Source organism: Ornithinibacillus massiliensis, assembly GCF_018310345.1.
Classification (GTDB): domain Bacteria; phylum Bacillota; class Bacilli; order Bacillales; family Amphibacillaceae; genus Ornithinibacillus; species Ornithinibacillus massiliensis.
Window position 1 is genome coordinate 81,730 of sequence record NZ_JAGXBY010000004.1, and the last position, 25,268, is coordinate 106,997.

Annotated in this window: 22 protein-coding genes and 1 riboswitch; of the genes, 11 read left to right on the forward strand and 11 right to left on the reverse strand. The window is 37.3% G+C overall.

The genetic code is table 11. The annotated features are described in order from the left end of the window. Positions 1–10 precede the first annotated feature (10 nt). A complete protein-coding gene (locus KGF86_RS12565) occupies positions 11–241 on the reverse strand; it encodes an excisionase family DNA-binding protein (RefSeq protein ID WP_186869104.1) in 231 nt (76 codons plus the stop codon). Positions 242–381: 140 nt separating this feature from the next. Between KGF86_RS12565 and KGF86_RS12570 the strand changes: the two genes are divergently transcribed. Beyond that, positions 382–1,731 (forward strand): alpha/beta hydrolase, encoded by a 1,350-nt coding sequence (locus tag KGF86_RS12570; protein ID WP_211742085.1) that lies wholly within the window; start codon positions 382–384, stop codon positions 1,729–1,731. 349 nt (positions 1,732–2,080) lie between these two features. Here the strand turns inward: KGF86_RS12570 and KGF86_RS12575 are convergent, their stop codons facing one another. Next, positions 2,081–2,506 (reverse strand): transposase, encoded by a 426-nt coding sequence (locus KGF86_RS12575; RefSeq protein WP_186868912.1) that lies wholly within the window; start codon positions 2,504–2,506, stop codon positions 2,081–2,083. Positions 2,507–2,760: 254 nt separating this feature from the next. Then, positions 2,761–3,411, reverse strand: a complete 651-nt coding sequence (locus KGF86_RS12580) for an N-acetylmuramoyl-L-alanine amidase (RefSeq protein ID WP_211742086.1) — start codon at positions 3,409–3,411, stop codon at positions 2,761–2,763. Positions 3,412–3,506: 95 nt separating this feature from the next. Here KGF86_RS12580 and KGF86_RS12585 point away from each other — a divergent pair, with 95 nt between their 5' ends. Together KGF86_RS12585 and KGF86_RS12590 are read left to right on the forward strand one after the other, a co-directional pair. Then, positions 3,507–4,379, forward strand: a complete 873-nt coding sequence (locus KGF86_RS12585; protein WP_186868914.1) for an AAA family ATPase — start codon at positions 3,507–3,509, stop codon at positions 4,377–4,379. Between the two features lie 15 nt (positions 4,380–4,394). Then, entirely contained in the window at positions 4,395–6,302 is a 1,908-nt protein-coding gene (locus tag KGF86_RS12590; protein WP_211742087.1) for a vWA domain-containing protein, read from the forward strand. Between the two features lie 125 nt (positions 6,303–6,427). On the opposite strand, the gene pdxR is transcribed toward KGF86_RS12590, so the two are convergent. Next, on the reverse strand, positions 6,428–7,843 hold the full coding sequence (pdxR, locus tag KGF86_RS12595) for a MocR-like pyridoxine biosynthesis transcription factor PdxR (RefSeq protein WP_186868916.1): 1,416 nt from the start codon (positions 7,841–7,843) through the stop codon (positions 6,428–6,430). 121 nt (positions 7,844–7,964) lie between these two features. Here pdxR and pdxS point away from each other — a divergent pair, with 121 nt between their 5' ends. The 3 genes from pdxS to KGF86_RS12610 all read left to right on the forward strand — a co-directional run bounded on the left by pdxS (position 7,965) and on the right by KGF86_RS12610 (position 11,409). Beyond that, positions 7,965–8,852: a pyridoxal 5'-phosphate synthase lyase subunit PdxS gene (gene pdxS / locus KGF86_RS12600; protein ID WP_186868917.1), complete on the forward strand. Its 888-nt coding sequence runs from the start codon at positions 7,965–7,967 to the stop codon at positions 8,850–8,852. A 34-nt stretch (positions 8,853–8,886) separates the two neighbouring features. Continuing rightward, positions 8,887–9,483 carry a pyridoxal 5'-phosphate synthase glutaminase subunit PdxT gene (gene pdxT / locus KGF86_RS12605; RefSeq protein WP_186868918.1) on the forward strand — a complete coding sequence of 199 codons (597 nt, stop codon included), beginning with the start codon at positions 8,887–8,889 and terminating at the stop codon, positions 9,481–9,483. Positions 9,484–9,807: 324 nt separating this feature from the next. Then, positions 9,808–11,409: an amidohydrolase gene (locus KGF86_RS12610; protein ID WP_211742088.1), complete on the forward strand. Its 1,602-nt coding sequence runs from the start codon at positions 9,808–9,810 to the stop codon at positions 11,407–11,409. A gap of 32 nt (positions 11,410–11,441) precedes the next feature. On the opposite strand, the gene KGF86_RS12615 is transcribed toward KGF86_RS12610, so the two are convergent. Next, positions 11,442–12,176: a sulfite exporter TauE/SafE family protein gene (locus KGF86_RS12615; protein WP_186868920.1), complete on the reverse strand. Its 735-nt coding sequence runs from the start codon at positions 12,174–12,176 to the stop codon at positions 11,442–11,444. An 88-nt stretch (positions 12,177–12,264) separates the two neighbouring features. After that, a complete protein-coding gene (locus KGF86_RS12620; RefSeq protein WP_186868921.1) occupies positions 12,265–13,746 on the reverse strand; it encodes a methyl-accepting chemotaxis protein in 1,482 nt (493 codons plus the stop codon). A 182-nt stretch (positions 13,747–13,928) separates the two neighbouring features. Here KGF86_RS12620 and KGF86_RS12625 point away from each other — a divergent pair, with 182 nt between their 5' ends. After that, positions 13,929–14,957 (forward strand): ketopantoate reductase family protein, encoded by a 1,029-nt coding sequence (locus KGF86_RS12625; RefSeq protein WP_211742089.1) that lies wholly within the window; start codon positions 13,929–13,931, stop codon positions 14,955–14,957. 75 nt (positions 14,958–15,032) lie between these two features. On the opposite strand, the gene KGF86_RS12630 is transcribed toward KGF86_RS12625, so the two are convergent. Then, positions 15,033–17,066, reverse strand: coding sequence for a catalase (locus KGF86_RS12630; RefSeq protein ID WP_211742090.1), 2,034 nt, complete (start codon positions 17,064–17,066; stop codon positions 15,033–15,035). Positions 17,067–17,181: 115 nt separating this feature from the next. On the opposite strand from KGF86_RS12630, the gene KGF86_RS12635 reads away from it, so the two are divergent. After that, complete coding sequence (locus tag KGF86_RS12635) at positions 17,182–17,373, forward strand: YbxH family protein (RefSeq protein ID WP_211742091.1); 192 nt, start codon at positions 17,182–17,184, stop codon at positions 17,371–17,373. Positions 17,374–17,456: 83 nt separating this feature from the next. Here the strand turns inward: KGF86_RS12635 and KGF86_RS12640 are convergent, their stop codons facing one another. Both KGF86_RS12640 and KGF86_RS12645 read right to left on the reverse strand, forming a co-directional pair. Further along, positions 17,457–17,633: a DUF2187 family protein gene (locus KGF86_RS12640; RefSeq protein ID WP_186868925.1), complete on the reverse strand. Its 177-nt coding sequence runs from the start codon at positions 17,631–17,633 to the stop codon at positions 17,457–17,459. Positions 17,634–17,725: 92 nt separating this feature from the next. Next, positions 17,726–18,334 carry a cadmium resistance transporter gene (locus tag KGF86_RS12645; RefSeq protein WP_186868926.1) on the reverse strand — a complete coding sequence of 203 codons (609 nt, stop codon included), beginning with the start codon at positions 18,332–18,334 and terminating at the stop codon, positions 17,726–17,728. A 164-nt stretch (positions 18,335–18,498) separates the two neighbouring features. Here KGF86_RS12645 and KGF86_RS12650 point away from each other — a divergent pair, with 164 nt between their 5' ends. After that, positions 18,499–19,632 carry a zinc-dependent alcohol dehydrogenase gene (locus tag KGF86_RS12650; protein WP_186868927.1) on the forward strand — a complete coding sequence of 378 codons (1,134 nt, stop codon included), beginning with the start codon at positions 18,499–18,501 and terminating at the stop codon, positions 19,630–19,632. Between the two features lie 98 nt (positions 19,633–19,730). Here the strand turns inward: KGF86_RS12650 and KGF86_RS12655 are convergent, their stop codons facing one another. After that, the gene (locus tag KGF86_RS12655; RefSeq protein ID WP_186868928.1) at positions 19,731–21,536 is read right to left on the reverse strand and encodes a M3 family oligoendopeptidase; all 1,806 of its coding nucleotides are present in this window, start codon (positions 21,534–21,536) and stop codon (positions 19,731–19,733) included. Between the two features lie 206 nt (positions 21,537–21,742). Between KGF86_RS12655 and cysK the strand changes: the two genes are divergently transcribed. Continuing rightward, the gene (gene cysK, locus KGF86_RS12660; RefSeq protein WP_211742092.1) at positions 21,743–22,660 is read left to right on the forward strand and encodes a cysteine synthase A; all 918 of its coding nucleotides are present in this window, start codon (positions 21,743–21,745) and stop codon (positions 22,658–22,660) included. A 141-nt stretch (positions 22,661–22,801) separates the two neighbouring features. Here cysK and pepV read toward each other — a convergent pair whose 3' ends face one another. Beyond that, positions 22,802–24,211, reverse strand: coding sequence for a dipeptidase PepV (gene pepV / locus KGF86_RS12665; protein WP_211742093.1), 1,410 nt, complete (start codon positions 24,209–24,211; stop codon positions 22,802–22,804). Positions 24,212–24,430: 219 nt separating this feature from the next. Then, a riboswitch (cobalamin riboswitch) is annotated at positions 24,431–24,605 on the forward strand. A gap of 179 nt (positions 24,606–24,784) precedes the next feature. Between pepV and KGF86_RS12670 the strand changes: the two genes are divergently transcribed. After that, a complete protein-coding gene (locus KGF86_RS12670) occupies positions 24,785–25,243 on the forward strand; it encodes an acyl-CoA thioesterase (RefSeq protein WP_186868931.1) in 459 nt (152 codons plus the stop codon). The last annotated feature ends 25 nt before the right edge of the window (positions 25,244–25,268 follow it).

Below are 25,268 nucleotides of genomic sequence, written 5' to 3' on the forward strand. Positions count from 1 at the left end.
AACCATTCTCCTAGTCTTCATCTTTTACATCAATATCTTCCGGGATAGGGGTATTCAAGTATTCTTGAATCATCAGTCTATATTTTTCCACTTGTTCTAAATGGGTGGTGAACTGCGTTTTGTTTACTAGGAACTGTTCTCCATCATGTATGGCACGAATTTTTCCTTGTAGAACTAAAGACTTCACCTTCGCCTCATGCATGGATAAATATTCTGCTAGCTCTGGTATGGTAACATACAACGTAAACACCATCCTATCTTGTATTTATCACTAAAAGCGACTAACCAATCCTAACTTTACTAAGTTATTCAATAGTAAAATTTTCCTATGTATAATATAATTACCACATATCTTATTATTTATAGGGGAATCACATATATATGCAATTGGAAATAGATCATATTCAGATTCATTATCAATTATATAATACACGTAGTGAGCAATCCGAATATATCCTGTTGTTGCATGGGTTGGGACTAGATTTAACGATGTGGGAACCAATTATACCATATCTCCAAGATCATTTTAACATTATCACATTTGACATGAGAGGGCACGGTAAAACAAAAGCAGATACATCCGTGATTACTTGGGATACACTCGTAGAAGATTTACATACACTTATTACTGCACTCAATATTCCTAAGTTTCACGCAGTAGGATTTGGAATCGGTGGGAATCTAGCAATAAAATATTTAGAACAATACCCTGAGAAGGTAGATAAGCTTATTCTGGCATCTGTTTATATGTATTTTCCAAAAGAAGTGACAGCAAAGCAGCTTCAAAAAAGAAAGCAAATGGTTACAGATGGAAAAATATCTGAACTAGCCAAAAACTTAATCCACCAAATCTGTCACAATCTCACACCAGAGAAAGAGTATTTATTAATGAAAGCCTATAATAAAGTTGATCAACGAACCTATTTTAATTTCTTTGAAATGCTAACCAAAACGGTTTCGTTAGAGGAATTAAAGGATATTGATCGAGAGGTTTTATTAATTCAAGGAGAGAAGGATCCACTCTTTCCCATTCAGCAAACTAACTTATATCAAACATACCTGAATAAATCAGCAAGCTATGTTGTTCCAAATGCATCTAACCTTGTTCCACTGGACAATCCATATACATTCACTACACTCGTATCGAATTTTATTAAAAACGGTTTATCCAATTCGTTTACTAATATAATCGAGCAAGAATTTATCAAAAATATCGACTACTTAATTTCCAAAAATTTCAATACTCTGGAGATAAACATAATCAATGGATTTTCAGTGAAATACCAAGGAAGAGAAATTACCGATAAGTGGAATCAGCGAAAAGCTAAAAATTTGCTAGCTTATTTAGCCTATCATAATTCTACTTCTAGGGAAGCATTAATTAATGAGTTTTGGGGAGAAATTGATCTAGTTAGTGCAAAAAACAATCTACGTGTAGCATTAAATCATCTTAAAAGTATCTTACAAAATCACGGACTTGATTGTCACCTCAGTATCGGTCGCGAAAATATTAGCTTGGTAGGCGATATATCTTTCGACTTATTAAATTACATGCAATTACTTTACGGATGCGTTCTAGAAAAGGACCTTGAAAGGAAAAAGTCGATTTTTATCGAACTGATGAGCCAATATAAAGAAAGAATGTTCATTGATTTTTATGACGAATGGTTATTTGCTATTCAAGATGAAATTGATCAGCAATTAGATAAAATAGTAAGATCACTTAATTAGGAACTAAGGAGTACAAAAGGGTCTTAATCCAACTAATAATAGGCTATGCTCATGCCCAAGATTTTTTTTACTTACGATTTCTTCCAATATATAGTCGACATCCGATTGGAGTGTATCCTTTGTATTTTTTCACAGCACAAGCTGGGGAGGTAGGTTGTATTTGTTCAACCTTTTATCCAACTTTTCCCCGAAGAAGTACGCTGCTACAGTCTATCAAATTAGAGGGATCACGGTGTTTTCCATCGTGCCCCTCCTTCCGCTACAGTCTACATGAGTGAATATAGTGTTTTATCCCGCTATTACTATTATCTTTATGATAGCAGGATCTGGTATTAATTCTTTGTTAACATTAATTTATCCCTTGACGCTCTCTATATTTATGAAAGCTTACTTCCGATACATCTAATGCATTACATAGGACTTCGATAGGATACTGCTTTTCTAAGACTTGGATTGCTTTATATTTTTCTTCTTCACAGTGAAGTAAAGTCTCTATGTATGTTTTTAAAGCTTCTACTTCCAATTTCAAATGCTGTAACTGCTCTTCAACCTTATTCTTCTCCAATGGCTTTGTTGTTTTTCTGATAGGTCTATCGAAGGCTTCAGGACCACTCTTTTTATATTTTTTGATCCATTCATAAACATTATCCCGATGCCTTATACCTAAATCAGCAATTACCTCTTGGACAGGTTGATCTTCTTCTAGAACTCGTCTAATAGCTTCTAGTTTTATCTCTTTTGTATATCTGCTATATAGTTGTCTTTTCTTAGTCAAAACCCATCACCCCTTACTACAAACACTACTCCCCCTAGTGTTTTACTTATTGATCATGACGTAAATTATTTTACAATATGCATCATTACACAATCATTACAAAATCTTCATGAAGCAGAACCTCTTCTAGCTCCAATAGCTCCTGGCCATTCTTCTAGCAATGTTTCTTTTTCTGTAATTTATATCTCCTCCCCTTCGTTGAGTCACCTATTTATACGTTTATCCTTTAAGAATTGTTTCAAGATAATGGAAATTTAGTAGTTAATTTTTTCCCAATCAAATAATTTACCTGGATCAACCTTTCTTCCCGGTGCATAATCCTCATGACCAATCACATGGTTTCGACTCCGGGGAATAGTTGGATAACGCTTGTGGATATCATTTAGCAATCGGGATAGAGCTCTATACTGTACTTCTGTATAGCCTATAAAATTATCATGTAAGGAATCATAGATTTCTTCTGATACAAAGGGAAGCATTTCTTCCCGAGTACCAATCCCCATTAATTCAATTCCAATACTGTATTCATTCAAGCTATGAGGAAAGAATGGAAGGTACGGAAAGCTACTTCTACCAGCATGGAAGGCCACCCGATTCTCCGAAACTAGTTGATATATTTCACCATCTCGATTAATCAAATAGTGTGTAGACACGCCATATTCCATTAATAACAGATAAAGATCAACTACTTGGTAAGGATTTTCCGGATTAGCTACAACATTACTTAAAGAATGGATAACGATATGTGTAACCTCTTGCTCTCTAGGCATAGAATAGGCATATGGTAAATAGAGTTCCTTTATTTCTAGCCGAAGGGTCGATTCTTCTAACTCTAATGCAGATAATTTATAGGGAGAGGACCATACTAGTATCAGGAAAACGATAATCATTCTAAGATGTCTCATTTCACATCTCCTCTACTTTAATTCTTGCTATCAAACATTCCTTTTGTGATTCAAGTTAAAAAAGCTTACAATGTTCAAGGAAAGGAGATACCAACATGACAATAAACTACTCATTACCCAACGAAATAACAACATTAATAAAGGAAAAAAGAAGCCATTCTGATAAATTTCAAGATCTTATTAGACAAGGTGGGTATATGCCACCTAATAATGACCTGTTAATTGATGCAATTACTGCCCTTAGCATGGGCAAAAACGTATTATTAAAAGGTCCTACAGGAGCAGGAAAGACTAAATTTGCAGAAACCCTCTCTAATCTTTTTAATCAACCTATGTTTAGTGTGAACTGCTCAGTTGATTTAGATGCAGAAAGCTTACTCGGATTTAAAACATTATCTTATCAAGGAGAAAAACAAGTAATCGAATTTGTTCCTGGACCAGTTATCAATGCTATGACAAATGGAACATTTCTATATATTGATGAAGTAAATATGGCTAAACCAGAGACATTACCTCTTATTAATGGTGTGCTTGATTACCGAAGAACGATTACAAATCCGTTTACAAATGATGTGATTACAGCAAAAGACGGATTTGGTGTAATTGCTGCCATTAACGAAGGGTACATTGGTACTGTCCCCCTAAATGAAGCATTAAAAAATCGCTTTATTGTGTTAGAAATTCCATATATTGAAGGGGAGCAATTAGAGCAACTAATTAAGACAAATACTCAGTTAACCGATGAAAAACTGATTGAACGCTTTGTTAAATTGTCCTCCGATTTAATTCAAGCAGTTGTGCAAGGAAAGCTGTCTGAGGATGCCGCATCCATTCGCGCATTATTAGACGCGTGTGATTTAAGTGTCTTGATTCCACCAAAAAGAGCCGTCCTCCGCTCCATCGTGGATAAGTTAGATGAGGAAAGAGAAAAAGAGTTTGTGAAGAATTTAGCAGAAACTTATTTTTAGATAGGAGAATGCAAGATGCATGTCTTTAATGATGCAAGAGTCGATACCAGTCTATTCTTACAGCTTCAAGATCTTGCTAACGTCTTATCTGGTGATGCTACGATTAAGTTCGAATACAACTTCGGTTCTATTGTAGATCTTATCGATTTTAAGCTCACTGCAAGTCGCTTTTGGGATAATACTAGTTATGAAATCAAAGAAGCTGGCTTAAAAACGGATGTCTATTTACGGGCTATAGGAACATTAAGACACTCGACCATTCCTGAAATGAATGCCTTTCTCGATCATATAACGGATTCACCCTTACCTAAATTCTCCTATCAATTGTTTGCTTTACTAGAGGACTTACGACTGGAGGAGATTATTAAACATGATCGACCTGGAACAACAAAAGCCTTTGCCATTCGTAGAGATGCATATCAGCACTACTTTTCTAGTCAGTTAATTGTGAATGCGACGAGAAGCTTTCCCTTGGATGAGCTTTTTTGTTTAATCTATTTGCAACTTGTATCAGACCGTCCAAATCCTTCCTTCCCTAAAGCAACAGCTGGACAGTTGCAGAAGTTGGAAGAATTAAAACCATACCTATTCCAATTATTTGAAGCTAGAAGTACAGCTGATACGACGAGAATAACTGAACAAATTGTATATCGTTTAACTGATTATAAAGACACACTGAATGAATACTTTGTTTTTCCAGTTAGTCATGTGGAACGGTATGAGAAAAATACTCTATTTGACGAACTGACAAGAACAGATTCATTAAATAACGATGATTTTGAAGAGGTGGATCAAGAGGAAAGTGAATACTTTGACCAGGAGTTTTCCACCTGGCATCGGGAAAATAAAAATGAAAACCGTAAGCAAAATTTCTTACAGTTCGAGTTAGAACAAGGGACAAATACAAGTATTCTAGGCGGTGGAGCTCGAGAAACAGAAGAGGGAGACCAGGCGATAGCATCTATTCAGGGGGCATCTAGCCAAAGCAAAGAGAACGATTACTCCGAAATGGAAGCACTGGAAAAGGATGAATCTTCTAAGCAAAGCGGAAAGACGGATGAGTTTGGTGAGGAAAACAAGGATGCTATAAAAATAGATAAAGAAGCTAGTACCCCAACACAAGAAGAAATAGAAGACTATCAACAATTTGTAAAGGATATTGAACCATACAAACGCAAATTAGCCAAAACAATTGAGAAAACGATTGAGCATAAAAAGAATGAACCACGACGTGATCTCGTTTTCGGTAGATTATCGAAGAAGCTTTTACCAATTATTACGGATGATAATCCAAGAGTCTTTTATAAGAAGAATGAAGATACGAATGAGTTTGATGCTGTATTCACCCTTCTCGTTGATTGTTCAGCATCCATGCATAATAAAATGGAAGAAACAAAGCGCGGAATAGTCCTCTTCCATGAGGTATTAAAGCATTTGAAGATTCCTCATTCTATCATCGGGTTTTGGGAAGATGCAAATGAAGTTAAAGAAGGCTATCAACCTAATTATTTTCACCGTATTCATACCTTTACTGATTCTTTTTATGAACAGAACGGGCCGAAAATCATGCAGTTAGAACCTGAAGAAGACAATCGTGACGGATTTAGTATACGAGTAATTTCAAAAGAGCTTGAGGCTAGAAGAGAAAAGAATAAATTCTTACTCGTTTTTTCTGATGGGGAACCTGCTGCTGCCAACTATGACCAGAACGGGATAGTGGACACGAATCTAGCTGTTTCAGAAGCTCGTAAAAAAGGGATTGAAATAATTGGTATGTTTTTAGCGAATGGTGAAATTGAAGAACGCGAAGACCATACTCTGCAAAATATTTATGGAAGAGAACGAGTGATGATTCCTAGTGTAGCGGATCTACCTGAACATTTTGCACCGCTATTAAAAAAATTACTACTTAAGACCATTTAAGCTGATAAGTTCCTGTAGGCTAAGTGAGACCCCTTCTTGAGGAGTCTCACAGCCCACTGGCACTATGGTAGACCTAGACCAGAAGTAGCTGAAAAATATAAATCTTACCCTGACTGATGATGCTATTAAGAAGACGATTCTAGCTCCCTGCCCCAGCAGGTTAGTAAACTTGTAATAGCTGTTTCTAGCTCTGATTCAGGTATCCCAGCGAAACCTAAAATAATTCTCGGAAATGAGCTGGATTGCTTTTCGATGGTATAGTTTGATAACGGATATATCTTAAGATGCGCGTCTTTTGCACGCTGGAATAGTTTATCCTCCTTCCAGCCATTCCTTACCTCTAATACAACATGAAAGCCAGATAAATCACTAATTATCTCGACCACATCAGAATATGGCCTTAACAGGTGCAATGTTTTTTCCATCTTTCTCCGGTAGACCTTACGCATGCGATTCAGATGTCTTTCAAAATCCCCTTCTTTCATAAAATGAGCGAGGATATGTTGATCAATTCTTGATACGGTACATTGAAAAAAGGACAATTCCTTCTGATATCGACTTAAGAGCGGCTTCGGTAATACCATGTAACTAATTCGTATAGATGGTATTAATGACTTGGAAAATGTACCTAAATAAATAACCTTCTCTCTCTTATCCATGCTTTGTAAGGATGGAATAGATTTTCCACTGTAACGAAATTCACTATCATAATCATCTTCAATGATATAACGGTCATCCCCCCCCATGGCCCAATTTAATAATTTTATCCTTCTGTTTGCCGATAGAACAGAACCATATGGGAAATGATGAGACGGTGTTACATACATAATATTGATTGGGGAAGCTTCTAAGGAGTCTACTATTACTCCTTGATCATCAACTTCTAATGGTATGACTTCATTAGGATAGTTTTTCAGAATACGAGAAATGACATGGTAGCCTGGGTCTTCTACACCGTACACAACGGATTGCCCCATTAATAAAATCAGCTGCTGCAGTAGTGTCTCAATGCCCGCTCCAAGAATAATCTGTTCTGGAGAACAGTGAACACCCCTTGCCTGATAGAGATAATGAACAATTTCTTCTCGTAGGATATACTCCCCTTGCCTATCTCCCATTAATAATAAAGATTGATTTGCTATATCAATACTATTTTTGGCATGCTTTCTCCACTTGGCATATGGAAAATGTTCTGTATCAATCCAGCTCGGATGAAAATCATAACGAATTTGCTCTTTGCTTTCGGCGGATTGGTGAAGCATGGGATTGATCTCTTGTACATATTCTAAGTCCTCCGAGGCTAAAACAAAATATCCTTTCCGAGGGACCCCTTCGACATAGCCCTCTGCAACTAATTGTTCATATGCAGTTTCGACTGTATTTTGACTAACCTTTAGAAATTCGGACAGCTTTCGTTTGGATGGTAATTTTGTATTATGTGGAATTTGACCATTCATTATTTCGGTTTTGATATAGGTATATAGCTGTTCGTACAATGGAACTACACTATCTCGGTTCATTTCACATGATAACATCTTCATCCTATCCCTCCATACTGGCATCATCAAATTATATAAAACTGACACTTTCAACAATGCCAACTAATTTTTATAATAAATTAAAATTCAAATAAATCAACTCATTAAACAGGGAGTGTTACGATTGGAAAAATTACTAGGCACAGAAACAGTAAAACGTGGAATGGCACAAATGCAAAAGGGCGGCGTTATTATGGACGTTGTTAATGCAGAGCAGGCTAGGATTGCAGAGGCATCTGGCGCAGTTGCAGTCATGGCATTAGAGCGTGTACCGTCTGATATTCGTGCAGCTGGTGGTGTAGCTAGAATGGCAGACCCTCGTATCGTTGAGGAAGTAATGAGTGCTGTAAGTATACCAGTAATGGCAAAAGCCCGTATTGGACATATTGTTGAAGCTAGAGTGCTTGAGGCTATGGGTGTGGATTATATTGATGAAAGTGAAGTACTTACACCTGCTGATGAGGAGTTTCACCTACTAAAGCGTGATTTTACTGTTCCATTTGTATGTGGATGTCGTGATCTTGGTGAGGCTGCAAGAAGAATTGCAGAAGGAGCCTCAATGCTTCGTACAAAGGGGGAGCCCGGGACAGGGAATATTGTAGAAGCTGTCCGTCATATGCGTAAAGTTCAAGCGCAAGTTCGTAAAGTGACTCATATGAGCGATGACGAATTGATGACAGAAGCGAAAAATCTAGGAGCACCTTATGACATATTAAATGAAATTAAGGAAGCTGGGAAACTACCTGTCGTTAATTTTGCTGCAGGTGGTGTTGCAACACCTGCCGATGCTGCTCTTATGATGGAATTAGGCGCAGATGGTGTCTTCGTTGGTTCTGGTATCTTTAAATCAGAGAATCCACAAAAATTCGCCAGTGCAATCGTCCAAGCTACTACCTATTATAAAGATTATGACCTAATCGGTCGATTATCAACAGAACTTGGTACTGCGATGAAAGGAATTGATATTTCAACACTTAGCCAAGAAGAACGTATGCAAGAGCGTGGCTGGTAAAAAGACTAATGTTTGCTAGGAAGGATGTGTCATAATGAGTAGGCTTGTAATTGGTGTACTTGGCTTGCAGGGGGCTGTAACCGAGCATATTAACCAAGTTGAAACTTCAGGTTGTAATGGGGTTATCGTAAAAAAGCCTGAACAACTTAAAGAGATTGATGGCTTAATTCTCCCAGGAGGAGAAAGTACTACAATGCGTAAACTAATTGAACGATACGGTTTTTTTGAGCCATTAAAACAATTTAGTAAACAGCGTAAGCCCCTGTTCGGTACTTGTGCAGGCATGGTCCTTGTCGCAAAAGAGCTTTCAGCATCCTCTGAAGCTCACTTACAGCTAATGGATGTGCGTGTAAAACGAAATGCTTTTGGTAGGCAAAAGGAAAGCTTTGAAGCAGTACTACCGATAAAAGGGCTTGACTTACCTTTTTCAGCTGTATTCATTCGAGCTCCATACATTGAGAAAGCAGCTCAGCATGTTGAAATTATCTCAACCTATGAAAACCATATTGTTGCAGCTAAACAAGATCACATTCTAGTTACTGCGTTTCATCCAGAGCTGACGAACGATACACGCATGATTGAAATCTTTATTGATATGGTAAAAAAATCGAAAAATACTGTCGCATTATAGCAAAAAAGACTAGTCTAAGTATTTGGACTAGTCTTTTTTGTGTTATGATTCGTTTGGAAACTTCTTATCGTTTATGCTGTATTAATATAAAGGGGAAATTACTATGGTACCATTCGAATCGGATTTTCATTCAGGGGTAGACGACCTCGGTATTCTAACATTTAAAGGAACACGATTTATTCGGTCTGATAGAAATAAAGAGATACAGAATCACGTTACCTAAATGCTTAACCCCTAGGTAGGAAAACGGCTAGTATTTTTTCTAACTATACTATATGATTACATCTATATGAAAATAAATTTACACTCAAAAAGGAGAACCTTATGTCGCATACGATTGATTATATTATTTCTAGTAATGCCGTTTTTACAGGCACTACATCATCCCCTATACAGGCTGCTGTTCTCATTTCCAATAATAGGATTGTGGATGTCATTGATCAACAGCATATAGAGGAATATGTTTCGAATCAAACTAAGGTTATCGATTTTGATGATAAACTGATTATTCCTGGCTTCCATGATTTTCATATCCATCTGTTGTTAGGCAGCATGTTAGAAGATAGTGTGTCGTTATCTGAAGCTCGTTCTGCAACAGCTGTTGCAGCTCTAGTAAAAGAATATGCAGATAAGCATCCAGATACACCACTTATTATTGGTAGCGGCTGGGATGATAATACTTGGAATACAGCGGAGCAAGTCGATAAAAAATACTTAGATGTGGCTGTTCCAGATAGACCTGTAATACTATATCAAGCAGAGTTTCATAGTGCTTGGATTAATAGTGCTATGTTAGAGCTTGCTGGTATAACAAAGGATACAATGAATCCAGACTTTGGTGAAGTCGTAAAAGATGAAAACGGATATCCAACTGGATTATTGCTAGAACATGCCGTTGGGCTCGTTACAAAAGCAATGCCAATGAAACTAAAAGATAAAGAGCAGCTCCTTGAGAAATTCTTACGTGAAGCATCCCGATATGGTATTACTTCGGTACATGACTTGTTGAGACTACCAGAGATGAGTACAGAAGAAGCAGCTATTTATGCAGATTTTGAACAAAAGGGCAAACTGACAACTCGCGTACACTTTGTAGCACCGTTAAATGGCGATTTAGAAGAAGCAAAACGACTTCGTAATACGTATCATTCTAATATGGTACAGTTTACTGGATTTAAACAATTTATAGATGGGGTTATTACTAGCTATACTGCCTATTTACAAGATCCCTATACAAACAAGCCAGATTCAATAGGTAGTACCGTTTATCCTGAAGAAAGCATTAAGGAATGGACGATAGCTGCTGATAAGGAAAACTTCCGTGTCCGCTTCCACTGTATTGGTGATAAGGCTGTAAAGTTTGCATTAGATACGTTCGAAGAGGCACAGAAACAAAATGGAAATAAAGATTCACGGCACGCCATAGAGCATATAGAAATGATTAGAGAAGAGGATATATCACGTTTCCATGAATTAGGTGTGCTTGCTTCCATTCAACCAGAACATATCAATGGTTCTTCATATGATGTATTTGAAGAATTGATTGGGAAGGAACGTATGCAACGTTATATGCTACAAAAAACACTGATGGATCATGGGGCTACATTAGCTTACGGAAGTGATTATCCTGTTGTAGGCTTAAACCCTTTAACCGCTATTTATCGCGCTGTAACACGACTAGATGATGAGAAAGTAGTTTGGAGTGAAGACGAGAAAATTACGCTTGCTGAAGCACTAAAGGCATATACCTATGCACCTGCCTATGGCTCATTTCGGGAAAAAGAACTCGGTACATTAGAAGCTGGAAAATTAGCTGATTTAATTGTTTTGGATAAAGATTTATTTGCTGTAACTCCTGAAGAAATAAAGACCGCCAATGTCATATTTACTATGGTGGATGGGAAGATTGTATTCGAAGGTATGTAAAAAGCCAGTTCAAAATGAGCTGGCCTTTTTCTTTACATCATATTCTCCACAAACACTTGAACGATTAGAGCTAGAGTCACGATACGTAAAATCGGCTTCATATATGCTGGTTTAATTTTTTCAGCTACTCGAACGCCAATTTGCGCTCCGATGAATGAGCCACAAAGCAGTGCAAGTGTTAAACCCCACATAATCTTCCCTGATGCAATATACATCGCAGCTGCACCAATACAGCTTGAGAACGTCGCAAAACGCACATAGCCTACAGCCTTAATATAATCAATCTTTAAGTAGGCAAAGAGGTAAAGCATTAATGTCCCTTGACCAGGGCCGAATAAACCGTCATAAATCCCGATACCATACAAGCCAGGAATACTTATTTTAGTTGGTTTTAGAACATTACCACCTTGAAAATTTCGCTTTCCAATCATAGAAGTTATAAGTGCTAATAATAATAGGATAATTGCAATGATATAAAGATGTTCAGGATGGAGTAACGTTGCAATTAATCCTCCACTCAGTCCGCCTGTAATACTAATCGGAACAATCCAGTAGCATTCTTTCAATGAAATCTTCTTATGCTTGAGCAAATGAAAAAAACTCGAAAAAGAGCTAACGGTATTAGATACTTTATTTGCGCCAATTGCGGAATGGATTGGCATTCCTAATAACAACATCATCGGAAGACTAATCAATCCTCCCCCACCCGCTACTGTCCCTAGAGTTGTAGCAATGATTCCTGTCAAAAAGATAAAAATAAGATCCATTCTGAATCCCCCCTGTATTCAGTATAGATCTTATTGTTAATTTGAAAAAATACTATATTTCTATCTTCATTGATAACTTTTTGTTATATCACTTGTTAATTAATTGCTTTAATTCCTTACTTAATTCACTTATTTCAACTACTGCTGTATTAATCGATGTAATTAGATCATGCTCACTTTCCAATGTAGAAACAATTTCTTGTGTGGATGAAGCATTTTCCTCGGAAATATTTGCTACGTTTTCCAGCTGCTCTTGGATAGCTTTAAAATCACCTGTTACGGATTGAATCTCTTTCATGCCTATAGATAGACTAGTGCTCGTATCTTTAAAGGATTTCTTCAGCTCATCGAAGAAGGAAGAAACCTCATTCAATAATTTCATCCCTTCACGAGCTGCAAGCTCTCCTTCAGTAGATTTTTCTTTAGCATTCTCTGATTTTTGGAACAGGTTATCCGTTACCTCCGTAATATCAACCGTAATACTAGCACTTTGTTCTGCTAGTTTACGAACTTCATCTGCTACAACGGCAAAGCCTTTTCCATACTCTCCTGCACGTGCGGATTCAATAGCAGCATTTAAGGCTAGTAGGTTAGTTTGTTCTGCTATATCCCTGATACCTTGAAGCAATGAATTTACCCTACCTAAGCTGTCCTGTAAATCTGTTACTGTTAACGTAGTTGTGCCAATTGCATCATTTACCGTACGGATATGGTTGGTTGCCTGTTGAACTTTTTCCCAACCTACCTGTACTTCCCCATTCATATGCTCTGATTTTTCTACGATATTTTGCGAAATGGTTATTGTTTGATTTGTTTTCTCTAATGATGAGCCCATCGATTCATTAACCGTACTAACACTTTCTGCTTCATCTTGAATAGCAGTAGCCATTTGTTGAACCGAATCTAATACTAGCTCACTGGATTCAACTATTGTTGAAATATCCTTATTAAATTGACCTATTGTTGAATCTAATTTATTCGCGCCATCTTCAATTGTATGGAAAGTATCCTGCAGTTTATCGAGTAATTCCTTCGCTTCTAATTCCTTTTTCGATGATTCTTCTACTAAATCCCTTCCCCATTTCGTTAATAGGTATAGCGCAATTAAGATTCCATCTATCAAAGCGATTACCGTAATAAATCCCTTTAAATTATCATCAATCGAAAGCAGATTTGTAGGCTCTAGGAAGTACAAGGCAAATAAAAGTATGTTTAATACGATACCGAATATTAATATTAATTCTTTTTTAAAATACAACGCAATCATAGCTATTGTTAAAAATATAAGGTAGTGCTTATTTAATGCAAATCCATCTATAACGAATAGCAGCATCACAACTAGGTTTGGTATTAGTGCAAAAATAAACCCTTTCACATAGGCTGGTATTGGCAAGAAATAGTTACCAGTAGAGATGATAATTACGACTAAACCAGCTATAATAATGCCAATACTATCTCCCAAACCTCTAGCCAGTACGATTGGTATTACTAACAGAAAGGTAATGGCAAATAATAATATAAAATTTACTTTATGAACCCTTTTTGTATTATATGTATCAAGATGATTCATGCTGTTCCCCCTTTTTTACAAACTTACTCATACTACTATATCGTCATCTAATTCTTTATTGTGAAGTTTATTTATTTTTTTAGATATATGTCGTTTTGTTTGCCAGAGTTCTACTTGTTCCTATAAGCTAAATGTAATAGGTTTACTAGAGAATGTATTATGGACTTAGGAGGTTGTTTAACTTGAGAATTGGAATTATGGGGGCAGGTTCTTTAGGGACCATTATTGGTGCACTTATCTCTAAAGGGAATGACGAGGTAGAATTAATCGATGTTTACGAAGAGCATGTAAAGGCATTAAATGAACGCGGTGCAACAATTACTGGTACGATGAATGAAACAATTCCAGTTAAAGCTATTACACCAGCTGAAATGTCTGGAAACTATGATTTAATTTTATTACTTACTAAGCAAGTATTTAATCATGATGTTGTATCAAATTTGAAAAACTATTTACATCATGACAGTGTTATTTTATCACTACAAAATGGTGTACCAGAAGAAAGCCTTGTCTCTATTTTAGGAGAAAAACTTGTTATTGGAGGTTCTGTTGAGTTTGGTGCTACTTTTAAGGAACCTGGTGTTTCAGAATTAACTACCGCAACAGAAGCTTTCCAGAGCAATGCTTTCCAAATAGGAGAATTAGATGGATCTATTACAGATAGAGTGAAAAAAATAAAAGAGATATTAGATCTTGTTGGTGGCACTCATGTTACGGATAATTTAGTTGGCACGAAATGGTCTAAGTTACTAGTTAATGTTGCTTTAAGTGGTATGTCAGCTGCACTTGGCTGTAACTTTGGTGAGGTTATTAAAGACGATGCGAGTGTTTATAGTGCTGTATCATTAGCTGACGAAACGATTCGTGTTGGAGAAGCAGCTGGTGTAACGTTTGCTCCACTTGCTGGATTTAATTTAGGTGTCTTTAAACTAGCAGAAGATGAAAGTAATTTACCAACTGCTATAGGATTTGCTCGAAAAGCTTTCGAACCCCAAGCCTTACTAAGAGCAAGTATGCTCCAAGATCTAGAAAAACAAAGAAAAACTGAAATTGACTATATTAATGGATTCGTAGCTGCAAAAGGAAAAGAACTAGGTATTGCAACACCATATAACGATCTTGTTGTACAACTAGTTAAAAAGGCAGAAGAAGAAAAATCGGTACCTACCTTCGAAGGAAACATTGGTTATTTTAAAGCGCTTAAGAAGTAATTATTTTTACTTATACGTTCTAAATCTTTTAAAGGGAACTAAATGCCATTCTCAAGGCATCTAGTTCCCTTTTATTTATCGATTCCAATGTCGATGATGTGCAACTGCTTGAACAAAGTGTCTTGCAAACTCCGTCACATTTTCATCCGTTACTACTCCAGGTTTATTTACCATCTGGTTAGCCTCTAACCATTTCTTCCCTTCGCCTATTGCACCAATCGTTTTTTTATGACGATATGCTTCATCAATGAAATAAGCTGCTTTTTCATTAAACATTTTATCCGTGCTACTCCCGCGTACCATGAAAACAGCATCATATAATACGGATTGAGCAGTATAGACATTTTGCACAGCCTCTAATACAACACCATTAGTTCCTTTTACTGGTCCTAAATCTTCACTGATAAACTCTACTACGAGTCCTTCTTTCTTCCAATAATCGAGTATTGATTTTATTACATTACCGTGAAAGCCATTTGAAATAATGACAGCAACTTTACGTGTCTTAGCAGTCATCGTAGTATTTAATTGACTTAGCGCTGGGGATGTTTTTGTAACAGGAGATCCTCCCTGTGTTGGAGGTTTGACCCCAATATTTCTAGCAATTTTTTGTGCTAACTGTAGATCAACATTAGCAAATAAATCAACATTTTGCCGGCGAACCGACTTGCTCTTTACCTTTCCTAACTCAAAGCTAAACGCATCGATAATATGCTTTTTCTCCGGTTCACTCATACTATTCCAGAACAGCTTTGCTTGAGAAAAGAAATCTATAAAGCTTTTACTCCTCCCGCGAATTTTCTTACCGTCTACCTTCTCCTCATAATGCTTATATCCACCTTGCTCAGGTGACGCAGGAGCTGGAGTATTTCCTTGAAGGGAATTACGGTGGTAATTTACTCTGGCAACATTGATAGCCTGCCTATGGAATCCATCTCGTTGATTATTATGGAATGGACAGATGGGTCTATTAATGGGAAGCTCATGAAAGTTAGGACCACCGAGCCGAATCAATTGGGTATCGATGTATGAAAATAGTCGCGCTTGTAATAACGGGTCATTAGTAAAGTCAATGCCAGGTACAACATTCCCTGGATGAAATGCTACTTGCTCTGTCTCCGCAAAGAAGTTATCGACATTATTTGTTAATGTCATTTTCCCAATGATTTTAACAGGTACTTCTTCCTCTGGAATTAGCTTGGTTGCGTCTAATAAATCAAAATCAAATTTAAACTCATCTTCCTGCGGTACGATTTGTACTCCAAGCTCATATTCTGGATAATCTCCTCTTTCAATGGCATCCCATAAGTCGTTTCTGTGAAAATCAGGATCAATTCCCATCAGCTTTTGCGCTTCATCCCAAACTAGTGAATGTACCCCGAGCTTTGGCTTCCAGTGGAACTTAATAAAAAAAGCCTCACCAGCTGCATTAACAAATCGAAACGTGTTAACCCCAAACCCTTCCATCATTCGAAAGCTTCTCGGTATAGCTCGGTCTGACATGATCCACATGACCATGTGTGCATTTTCAGGATTATTAGCTACAAAGTCCCAAAAGTTATCATGTGCAGTCGATGCTTGTGGAATATCGTTATGAGGCTCAGGCTTGAATGAGTGCACGACATCTGGGAATTTAATTCCATCTTGTATAAAGAAGACTGGGATATTATTCGCTACGAGGTCATAGTTTCCTTCTTCTGTATAAAATTTCGTAGCAAACCCACGAGCATCCCTTGCCGTATCACCGGATCCTTTTGAACCGTTTACTGTGGAAAACCGGACAAATACTGGTACTTTATTTGAAGTATCGGTAAAGATTTTCGCTTTCGTATACTGTTCCATGCTTTCATAAAGCTGAAATTCACCATGAGCAGCAAATCCTCGAGCATGAACAACCCTTTCTGGAATCCTTTCATGATCAAAGTGGGTCATCTTCTCCCTAAAATGAAAATCTTCCATTAGGGTTGGCCCCCGTACTCCAGCTGTTAAGGAGAGTTCATCCTCTGACACTCTAAGTCCTTGGTTAGTAGTCATATACTTCCCTTTGTCATCTACACGAAAAGACTCCAGTTGCGCATCCTTTTCGTTCTCATGTCGCTTATCCGCCATTCAGCATACCTCCCCATTAATGGATATGCTGTGATTAGTTCATTTATCCATATGAATTGAATAGGACAAGTTAGCAAATTACTAATACAAAATTTGATTTTGAGGGGTGGACTAAATGGGTGCGATTGAACGCAGCGGTTATCGTTTCGAGCCTGAGTTTAGTGTTATTGAGCAAAAATGGGCAATCCACGTATACCAAGATGGGCAGTTTATCGAAGAAATTACATTTCGTTTTTCCGGTAACTATCCTGAAGTGGACATGATAGAAGAATTAGTGGACGCTTATTGTGAGGAAAGAGGATTGTAACGGTGGTTTAACCAGTCAATGTCATGTTAGACCATAAATGGTCAAATTTAAAAAGTCCACCAACTCTGGTGGACTTCCATTCATCAAACTAATGCATAATTCTTGTGGTTAATTACGGTCTTGATTGGTTCATCGCGTACCTTGTTATGCCCGATTTCCACAATGACGGAGTTTTCTCGTACGATAAGAACAGTTCCTTTTTTCCCTTTATAATCTCCTGTTAAAATCTCAATTGTATCGCCTTCATTTGCTTTTGCCATTATTTAAAACTCCTTCTATTTCTACTTTACATATAAATAGTATTCCACATGGCATGATAACAGATTCACTATAAATAAATAAGTAAAACGCCTTACAAAAATAAATCCAAAATAGTTTCAATCGTGTCATTTTCCAATAGGATATGAAGACCAATCCCGATAAATACTAGAGGAATAATGATTCTTTCGTATTTATTTACAAACGTATAAATTTTTGAACTAGAAGCTAATAGATGACATAATCCACTCCATATCACTACCATAACAAAGAACGTTATAGAAGCAAGAATAATTTGATAAGAAGTCAATGTAGTAAAATATGGCACCATAATCGCAACTTCCTCTGCACCGCCAGCTAATGCAATAACAAAGACTCTAAGCGTAAGATTACTGAATATCGAGGTTTTATGAATAATTCTCTCGCGCTCTTCCTCTTCATCATCCCCTTCAAATAAAGCCATTATTCCTATGGCTATTGGAAGTAAACCAAATAAGCCTGTCCATTTTCCAGTAATAAAAGATATTCCATATAGAGCTATTAAGGAGATAATTAAGATTCCAGTCATTCCTAATTGCTGTCCAATATATATTTGCCTTTCCTGTCTCTTACTTTTAGCATGAGCAAATAAAAAAATGAGTACGATCATCTCATCGATACCTGCAGCAATAAACATGATAGCCATTGTTAGAATTGTAGCCAAGAAAATTCCCCCTATAAGACGAGCTTAATACTATTATAAGCTTGGGAATTTTGGAATAGACCAAGATCATAACAACTTTCTATCGCTAGGTTCATGAAGAATACATACTTTCACCAATTGAACACAAAATAGCTGTATAGATCATGTTAATTCCAGGAGGTATTATGAAGGCTGTTACGTATCAAGGTAAATATCAAGTTGCGGTAAAAGATGTTAAAGCGCCAACTATTCAAGACAAAGAAGATGTGATTATTAAAGTTACTTCTACAGCGATTTGTGGTTCTGACCTACATCTTTATCAGGGGAATTTTCCTCTTCCAATTGGGTATGTCATTGGGCACGAACCTATGGGAATTGTAGAAGAAGTGGGATCGGATGTCACCAAAGTAAAAAAGGGTGATCGTGTCGTTATACCGTTTACAGTAGCTTGTGGAAAATGTCATTATTGCAATCATGAATTAGAGAGCCAATGTGATAACGCCAACCCACATTATGATTCTGGTGGGTACCTTGGGTACTCGGAGAAGTTTGGTAATTACCCTGGTGGTCAAGCGGAGTATTTGCGAGTACCATTTGGTAACTACACTCCTTTTATCATACCACAGGATTGTGAATTAGAAGACGAATCTTTACTGTTCTTATCGGATGTATTACCAACTTCTTACTGGAGTGTTGTAAATAGCGGGGTTAAAGAAGGAGACACGGTAATTGTATTAGGATCTGGTCCAATCGGATTAATGACACAACAATTTGCATGGAAACAAGGGGCAGAACGTGTCATTGCAGTGGATTACATCCAGAACAGACTAGAACTCTCTAGAACAATAAATAAAACAGAAGTATTTGATTTTACGAAAGATGAAGATATGGGGGAAACCTTAAAGGAAATCACCAAAGGTGGCGCCGATGTTGTTATCGATTGTGTTGGAATGGATGGGAAAAAGTCTCCACTTGAATGGGTAGAACAAAAATTAAAGCTACAAGGTGGGACATTAGGACCAATTCAAATTGCTACTAAAGCTGTTCGTAAAGGCGGAACATTACAAATTACTGGCGTATACGGTGGACTTTATAATATGTTTCCATTAGGTCCCTTCTTTACCCGCAATATAACAATTAAAATGGGACAAGCACCTGCGCGTCATTTCATGCCACATCTATACAACATGATCATCAATGAGGAGATAGATCCTACGAAAATTATTACCCACAAATTAGGATTAGAGGATGCTCCACATGCTTATACGATCTTCAATAATAAAGAGGATAACTGTGTTAAAGTAGTTTTAAAACCATAAAAGTAAAGCGTGAGTTTAAATGTGATTATCCAAAGAGCCGAACAATGAATGCGTAAATTGTCCGGCTCTTTCTTATGTTCCAATCACTTTTGATAACCCTATTTTACAATTTCATTTGTCAATTCAATAAATTCAGCTGCATCTTTTGCCATTAATTGAATGCCAGCAGTCCAGAAATCTTCCTTCGTAATATCGACACCAAGATGCTTCTGTGCAAGATCCTCTACTTTCATAGAACCTGTATCACGAAGTAACGCAATATACTTATCCTCAAAACCATCTTTATCCTTCAAGTATTCAGCATAGATACCTAAGCTGAATAGGAATCCAAATGTGTATGGGAAGTTATAAAATGGTATTCCATCAATAAAGAAGTGAAGCTTACTACACCAGAAGTGTGGATGGTAGCTAGCTAAGCTATCCCCATAGGCTTCTTTTTGTGCTTCAACCATAAGTTCATTTAATCTCTTTTCTGACACTATCCCTTTAGCACGTTCTTTATAGAATGCATCTTCAAATAGGAAACGAGCATGGATGTTCATAAACATCGCTGTAGCATTTTCTAATTTTGCATTTAAAAGACTAGCTTTTTCTTCTTTCGTTTTTGCATTTGCTACGGTTGCATTTCCGATAATAGTTTCGGCAAACGTACTAGCTGTTTCTGCCACGTTCATAGCGTAACGACGATTTAACGTCGGAAGATCCTTCATCACATGACTATGGAAAGCATGTCCTAGTTCATGAGCAAGTGTACTTGTATCGGATGATGAACCAGTAAATGTCATGAAAATACGGGATTCCCCAAACTCTGGAAGTGAGGTGCAATAGCCACCTGGTCGTTTATTTGGTCTGTCTTCTGCTTCTACCCAACGATTTTCTAGCGCATGCTTCGCAAAGTCAGCTAATTTAGGCCCGAAAGATGAGAAGTTTTCAATAACAAAATCACATGCTTCATCATAGGTAAACTGAGTAGGTTTGACTTCGCCTAATGCTACAGGAGCATCAACATCCTGCCAGCCTAGTTTTTCCATACCTAATAATTTTGCTTTTTGGTCAAGAAAATCTAGGAACGGTTTCTTATTATTGGAAACAGCTGACCACATTGCATTTAGTGTGTCCTCTGTCATTCGGTTATACTCTAATGGTTCTTCTAAATGATCTTTATACTGATGTTTCTTTTGTAACGTAATACGGTATCCATCTAAGTGATTTAACGTATCTGCAAAGATTGGACCGTACTTTGTCCATGCCGCTTCCCAGTTTTCAAACAGTTGACTTCTTACTTCAGGATCTGGATCTGCGTACATTCTATTCATTGCTTGACCAACCGATAATTCGGTAGTATTGCCCTCTTTATCCGTAAATGGAATAGTTATAATGGATACTACTGTATCGTAAAGGTTACTCCATGCAGCAAGACCATCCTTGTTAAGCTCAGCAATTAGCTTTTCTTCCTCTTCTGATAATAAGCGCTTACCCTCTGAACGAATCTCATTTAATGCAAAAGAAAGCTCTTTTAAATCACTATCTTCTAGCATAGTAGTCCAATCAGTATTTGGTATTTCAACTAGCTTTTTAGTAAATGTATTGGATAACTTTTGAACTTCACTATAAAGCTCCATAATCTGACCCTTTACTACATTGGCATGCTCATCATTCATATATGCATCATGCCACATGTTTACGAATGTTCCAGATTGACCTAACCCTTTTCCAATTGCTTCTTGCTTGTTAAGAATAGTTTTAAACGTGTCAACTGACTGAGACGAATAATCCCAATCATTCAGTAACGCTTGATACTCTGTAATTTGATTTTGGACATCCGTTAATTTAGCCTGTAATTCCTCGGATTTCGTACCTCCAGGGAAAATTGTTTCTAAATCCCAAGTATCTATATATTTCATTTATTTTCACGCTCCCTTTTTATCATTGTAAACCTTCTCGTAATATTTGAAAACTATAATAACTTTTAATAATAGAAACACTTCCCACTAGTGATTGGGTATAAATTATGGTCTAATGTACCATCGTTCTACTGTTTGCTTTTTAGCTTATTTCAGTAGTAAAATGACGGAAACATTAAAATTCACATAAAGAAAGTCGGTATATAATGAAAGTCGTACAAAACATCTCTCAGCTTATTGGGGAGACCCCCATTGTTAAATTAAATAAAGTCGTTCCTGAAGATTCCGCGGATATTTATGTCAAACTAGAAATGTTCAATCCTAGTAAAAGCGTTAAAGATCGTGCGGCATTTAATATGATTCGCGTTGCCGAAGAAAAAGGTCTACTAAAACCAGGTGGAACTATTATTGAGCCTACAAGTGGTAACACGGGAATCGGATTAGCCATGAATGCAGCTGCAAGAGGGTATAAAGCCATCTTAGTTATGCCCGATAATAGCACATTAGAAAGAAGAAGAATCCTACAAGCATATGGTGCAGAAATTGTATTAACACCAAGTGAAGAAAAAATGCCAGGCTGTATTCGTAAAGCATTGGCATTACAAAAAGAAATTCCTGGTAGCTTCATACCACAACAATTTGAAAACGAGGCAAACCCTAGTATTCATCGAACCACTACTGCATTAGAAATATTAGAGCAAATGGATCATAGCTTAGATGGATTTGTGTGTACTGCTGGTACGGGTGGAACGGTAACCGGAACTGGTGAAGTGTTAAAAGAGAACCTTCCCCACATACATATTGCTGTAGTAGAGCCAAAAGGATCCCCTGTGCTATCCGGTGGTCTGCCTGGAAAGCATAAGCTTGTTGGAACAAGTCCTGGATTTATTCCAACTATATTGAATACAGCCATCTATGATGAAATTATTCAAATTGAGGATGACGAAGCAATTCGTATGCTTCGTCAATTAGCTCGATTAGAAGGAATCTTTATCGGCCCTTCAGGAGCTGCAGCTGTTTACGCGGCAATTCAAGTTGGGAAAAAGTTAGGAAAAGGAAAACGTGTGGTGTCCATAGCACCAGATACAGGTGAACGTTATTTAAGCATGGGATTGTTTGAATAATTCAGGGATGGGGACAAAAGGATTTGCATAAAAAGATAACCGAATGATCATACTAATTCCTCTCTGGAATTGTGTAATCATTCGGTTTAAAACTACCTTCCTTTTGTTTTGCCTTTTACTCTTGATGCTTCCTCTATTATATTACTTTGCTAATTCATAAATTGCTTGGGCATAAATCGCCGTTGCTAGTAATAAATCATCGACAATAGCATATTCATCTTTTTGATGCATGACATCTTCTCGTCCAGGGAATAAGGCTCCAAAAGCAACCCCATGGTCTAATGCGCGCGCATAGGTTCCTCCGCCAATTGCTAATAAGTCGGCCTTCTCACCTGTCTGTTCTTCATACACCTTTTGCAATGTTTTAATTAAAGGGTCATCCTTTTTCACATACGTTGGCTTCGAATCAGAGAAGTTTTCTAATTGTAAGCCTTTTGAATGTAAGGTTTCTTCAATCTTCTTTCTTCCTTCTTCGATATCAAATGTGACAGGATAACGCATATTTAACCCAATGCGGCCCCCTGCTTCCCTACTATAGCTCATCACACCTACATTAATTGTTAACTCACCAGAGTCTTCGTCTTCATACTCAATTCCGAAAACTTCTCCACGTGATTTATTGTGGAACGCTGATACAGTTAACATGTACTTTTGTCCCTCTTCATCTAACTCAAGCTTTTGTAAGTATTGTGCTAATAATACTCCGGCATTTTTGCCATGACGTGGTTCAGCACCATGTGCACTTTTTCCAATTAAACTAAAGAACAACTCACCATCTTCGATATTAGCTTCTCCTTCGAGCATTACCTCTTTCAGATAGCCAAGATAATCTTCTATTAGTTTAGTGGGTGCCTCTTGTACTTTAATCGTTGCTTTCGCAAAATCTGGCACCATATTGTACCTGCGACCTGATTGGAAGGATACTAGTTGATAGCTTGCAGATGCATCTTGCTTATGAATGGGTTGGACAATATCATAATCCGCGATTCCTTTTTCAGCAAAAATAATAGGGAAATCCGCATCTGGCACAAATCCTGTTGTAGGCATTTCTTCTTGTGTAAAATAATGATCGACACAACGCCAGTTACTTTCCTCATCTGTCCCGATAATTAGGCGAACTCGCTTACTTAAAGGTAGCCCTAGTTCTTTTATTATTTTCATTCCATAATATGCTGCCATAGTCGGACCCTTATCATCACTAGATCCACGAGCATAGATTTTACCATCCTTAACAATGCCACTATAGGGATCGACACTCCAGCCATCCCCTTCTGGAACAACATCTACATGCCCTAATACCCCAATTAATTCTTTCCCTTGCCCTATTTCAATATGACCTGCAAGGTTATCCACATTTTTACTCGAGAATCCGTTTTTCTCACCTAAATCTAACACATATTGTAGGGCATCTTTAATGCCTTGTCCCAATGGAGCATCCTCAGAAGCATTTTCTTCATCTAGGACACTTTTAATTTGAAGTAGTCCTTGTAGGTCCTTAATAAATTCGTCTTTTCTCTTTAAAACTTCCTCCATCCAATTGATGGTAGCCATATGTATTTCACTCCTTCCACATATTTCAAACAAACGTTTGATTCACTCATCATTCTAATAACATCTTTATTTTACTCCTTAACCATGATTTAGCATAATAGTTAACATTACTTATCATTAGCATTCCATTCCCATGTACAAACATTCGTTAAAACAATTGGCATAATCAGCAAACTATATTAAATTTATAATATGGTCTGTTGCCATACAACTACATATAGGTATACCAGTAGAATTGGTGTCTTAATAGACTTAATAGGGAATCTGGTGAAAATCCAGAACTGTCCCCGCAACTGTAAATGCTGACGAAATGAGAATACCACTGTCTAAGACGGGAAGGCTTAAAGTAGGGTGAAGCATAAGTCAGGAGACCTGCCAGTTCTATGATGTATGATCTTCTTCGGGAATTGAGAAGGTTGGATATGAGGGTATAATAAACAGCTATAGACCAGTCGTGTGGTCTATCCTTTACACCTGAATAAAAATCCATCTTCTTTAAGAAGGATGGATTTTTTTATTCCATCACTTTTTTAAGAGACCTATAGTACAAAAAAAGAAGAAAGAGGGAGTGTAATGGAAAAGCTATCTACGAATGTTTCACGTACTATTCTAACCAAATTGGTGTTACCACCTGACACTAATCACTTAGGTACCATTTTTGGCGGAAAGGTTTTATCTTATATTGATGAAATTGCTGCGATTGCTGCAATGAAACACAGTGGTAAGGTAGTCGTTACAGCATCTATTGATACAGTGAATTTTCTATCATCAGCAAGAGTTGGCGATATTTTAACTTTAGAGGGGTTTGTTATTTCCACTGGGAGAACTTCCATGGAGGTTTATGTGAAGGTTGAATGTGAACGGTTTAAAACAAGGGAAAAAAGTCTAACCACTACCTCCTTTATTACGATGGTAGCGATTGATGAACATGGTAAGCCAGTACCTGTTCCAGGGGTGATTCCAGAAACAGAGCATGAGCTAGAGTTGTTTCAAGAAGCACAGAAGAAAAGGGCAAAATTAGCCAAACAATAAGGGGAGATATATTCTCCCCCTAAGC

Excerpts from the sequence above, each read along its gene's own strand:
- KGF86_RS12655 (WP_186868928.1), bottom strand. The coding sequence starts at position 21,536 with ATGAAATATATAGATACTTGGGATTTAGAAACAATTTTCCCTGGAGGT.
- KGF86_RS12585 (WP_186868914.1), top strand. The coding sequence starts at position 3,507 with ATGACAATAAACTACTCATTACCCAACGAAATAACAACATTAATAAAG.
- KGF86_RS12620 (WP_186868921.1), bottom strand. The coding sequence starts at position 13,746 with ATGAATCATCTTGATACATATAATACAAAAAGGGTTCATAAAGTAAAT.
- pdxR (WP_186868916.1), bottom strand. The coding sequence starts at position 7,843 with ATGAAGATGTTATCATGTGAAATGAACCGAGATAGTGTAGTTCCATTG.
- KGF86_RS12670 (WP_186868931.1), top strand. The coding sequence starts at position 24,785 with ATGGAAAAGCTATCTACGAATGTTTCACGTACTATTCTAACCAAATTG.
- cysK (WP_211742092.1), top strand. The coding sequence starts at position 21,743 with ATGAAAGTCGTACAAAACATCTCTCAGCTTATTGGGGAGACCCCCATT.
- KGF86_RS12635 (WP_211742091.1), top strand. The coding sequence starts at position 17,182 with ATGGGTGCGATTGAACGCAGCGGTTATCGTTTCGAGCCTGAGTTTAGT.
- KGF86_RS12610 (WP_211742088.1), top strand. The coding sequence starts at position 9,808 with ATGTCGCATACGATTGATTATATTATTTCTAGTAATGCCGTTTTTACA.
- KGF86_RS12570 (WP_211742085.1), top strand. The coding sequence starts at position 382 with ATGCAATTGGAAATAGATCATATTCAGATTCATTATCAATTATATAAT.
- KGF86_RS12650 (WP_186868927.1), top strand. The coding sequence starts at position 18,499 with ATGAAGGCTGTTACGTATCAAGGTAAATATCAAGTTGCGGTAAAAGAT.
- pdxT (WP_186868918.1), top strand. The coding sequence starts at position 8,887 with ATGAGTAGGCTTGTAATTGGTGTACTTGGCTTGCAGGGGGCTGTAACC.
- KGF86_RS12640 (WP_186868925.1), bottom strand. The coding sequence starts at position 17,633 with ATGGCAAAAGCAAATGAAGGCGATACAATTGAGATTTTAACAGGAGAT.
- pepV (WP_211742093.1), bottom strand. The coding sequence starts at position 24,211 with ATGGCTACCATCAATTGGATGGAGGAAGTTTTAAAGAGAAAAGACGAA.
- KGF86_RS12615 (WP_186868920.1), bottom strand. The coding sequence starts at position 12,176 with ATGGATCTTATTTTTATCTTTTTGACAGGAATCATTGCTACAACTCTA.
- KGF86_RS12630 (WP_211742090.1), bottom strand. The coding sequence starts at position 17,066 with ATGGCGGATAAGCGACATGAGAACGAAAAGGATGCGCAACTGGAGTCT.
- KGF86_RS12590 (WP_211742087.1), top strand. The coding sequence starts at position 4,395 with ATGCATGTCTTTAATGATGCAAGAGTCGATACCAGTCTATTCTTACAG.
- KGF86_RS12580 (WP_211742086.1), bottom strand. The coding sequence starts at position 3,411 with ATGAGACATCTTAGAATGATTATCGTTTTCCTGATACTAGTATGGTCC.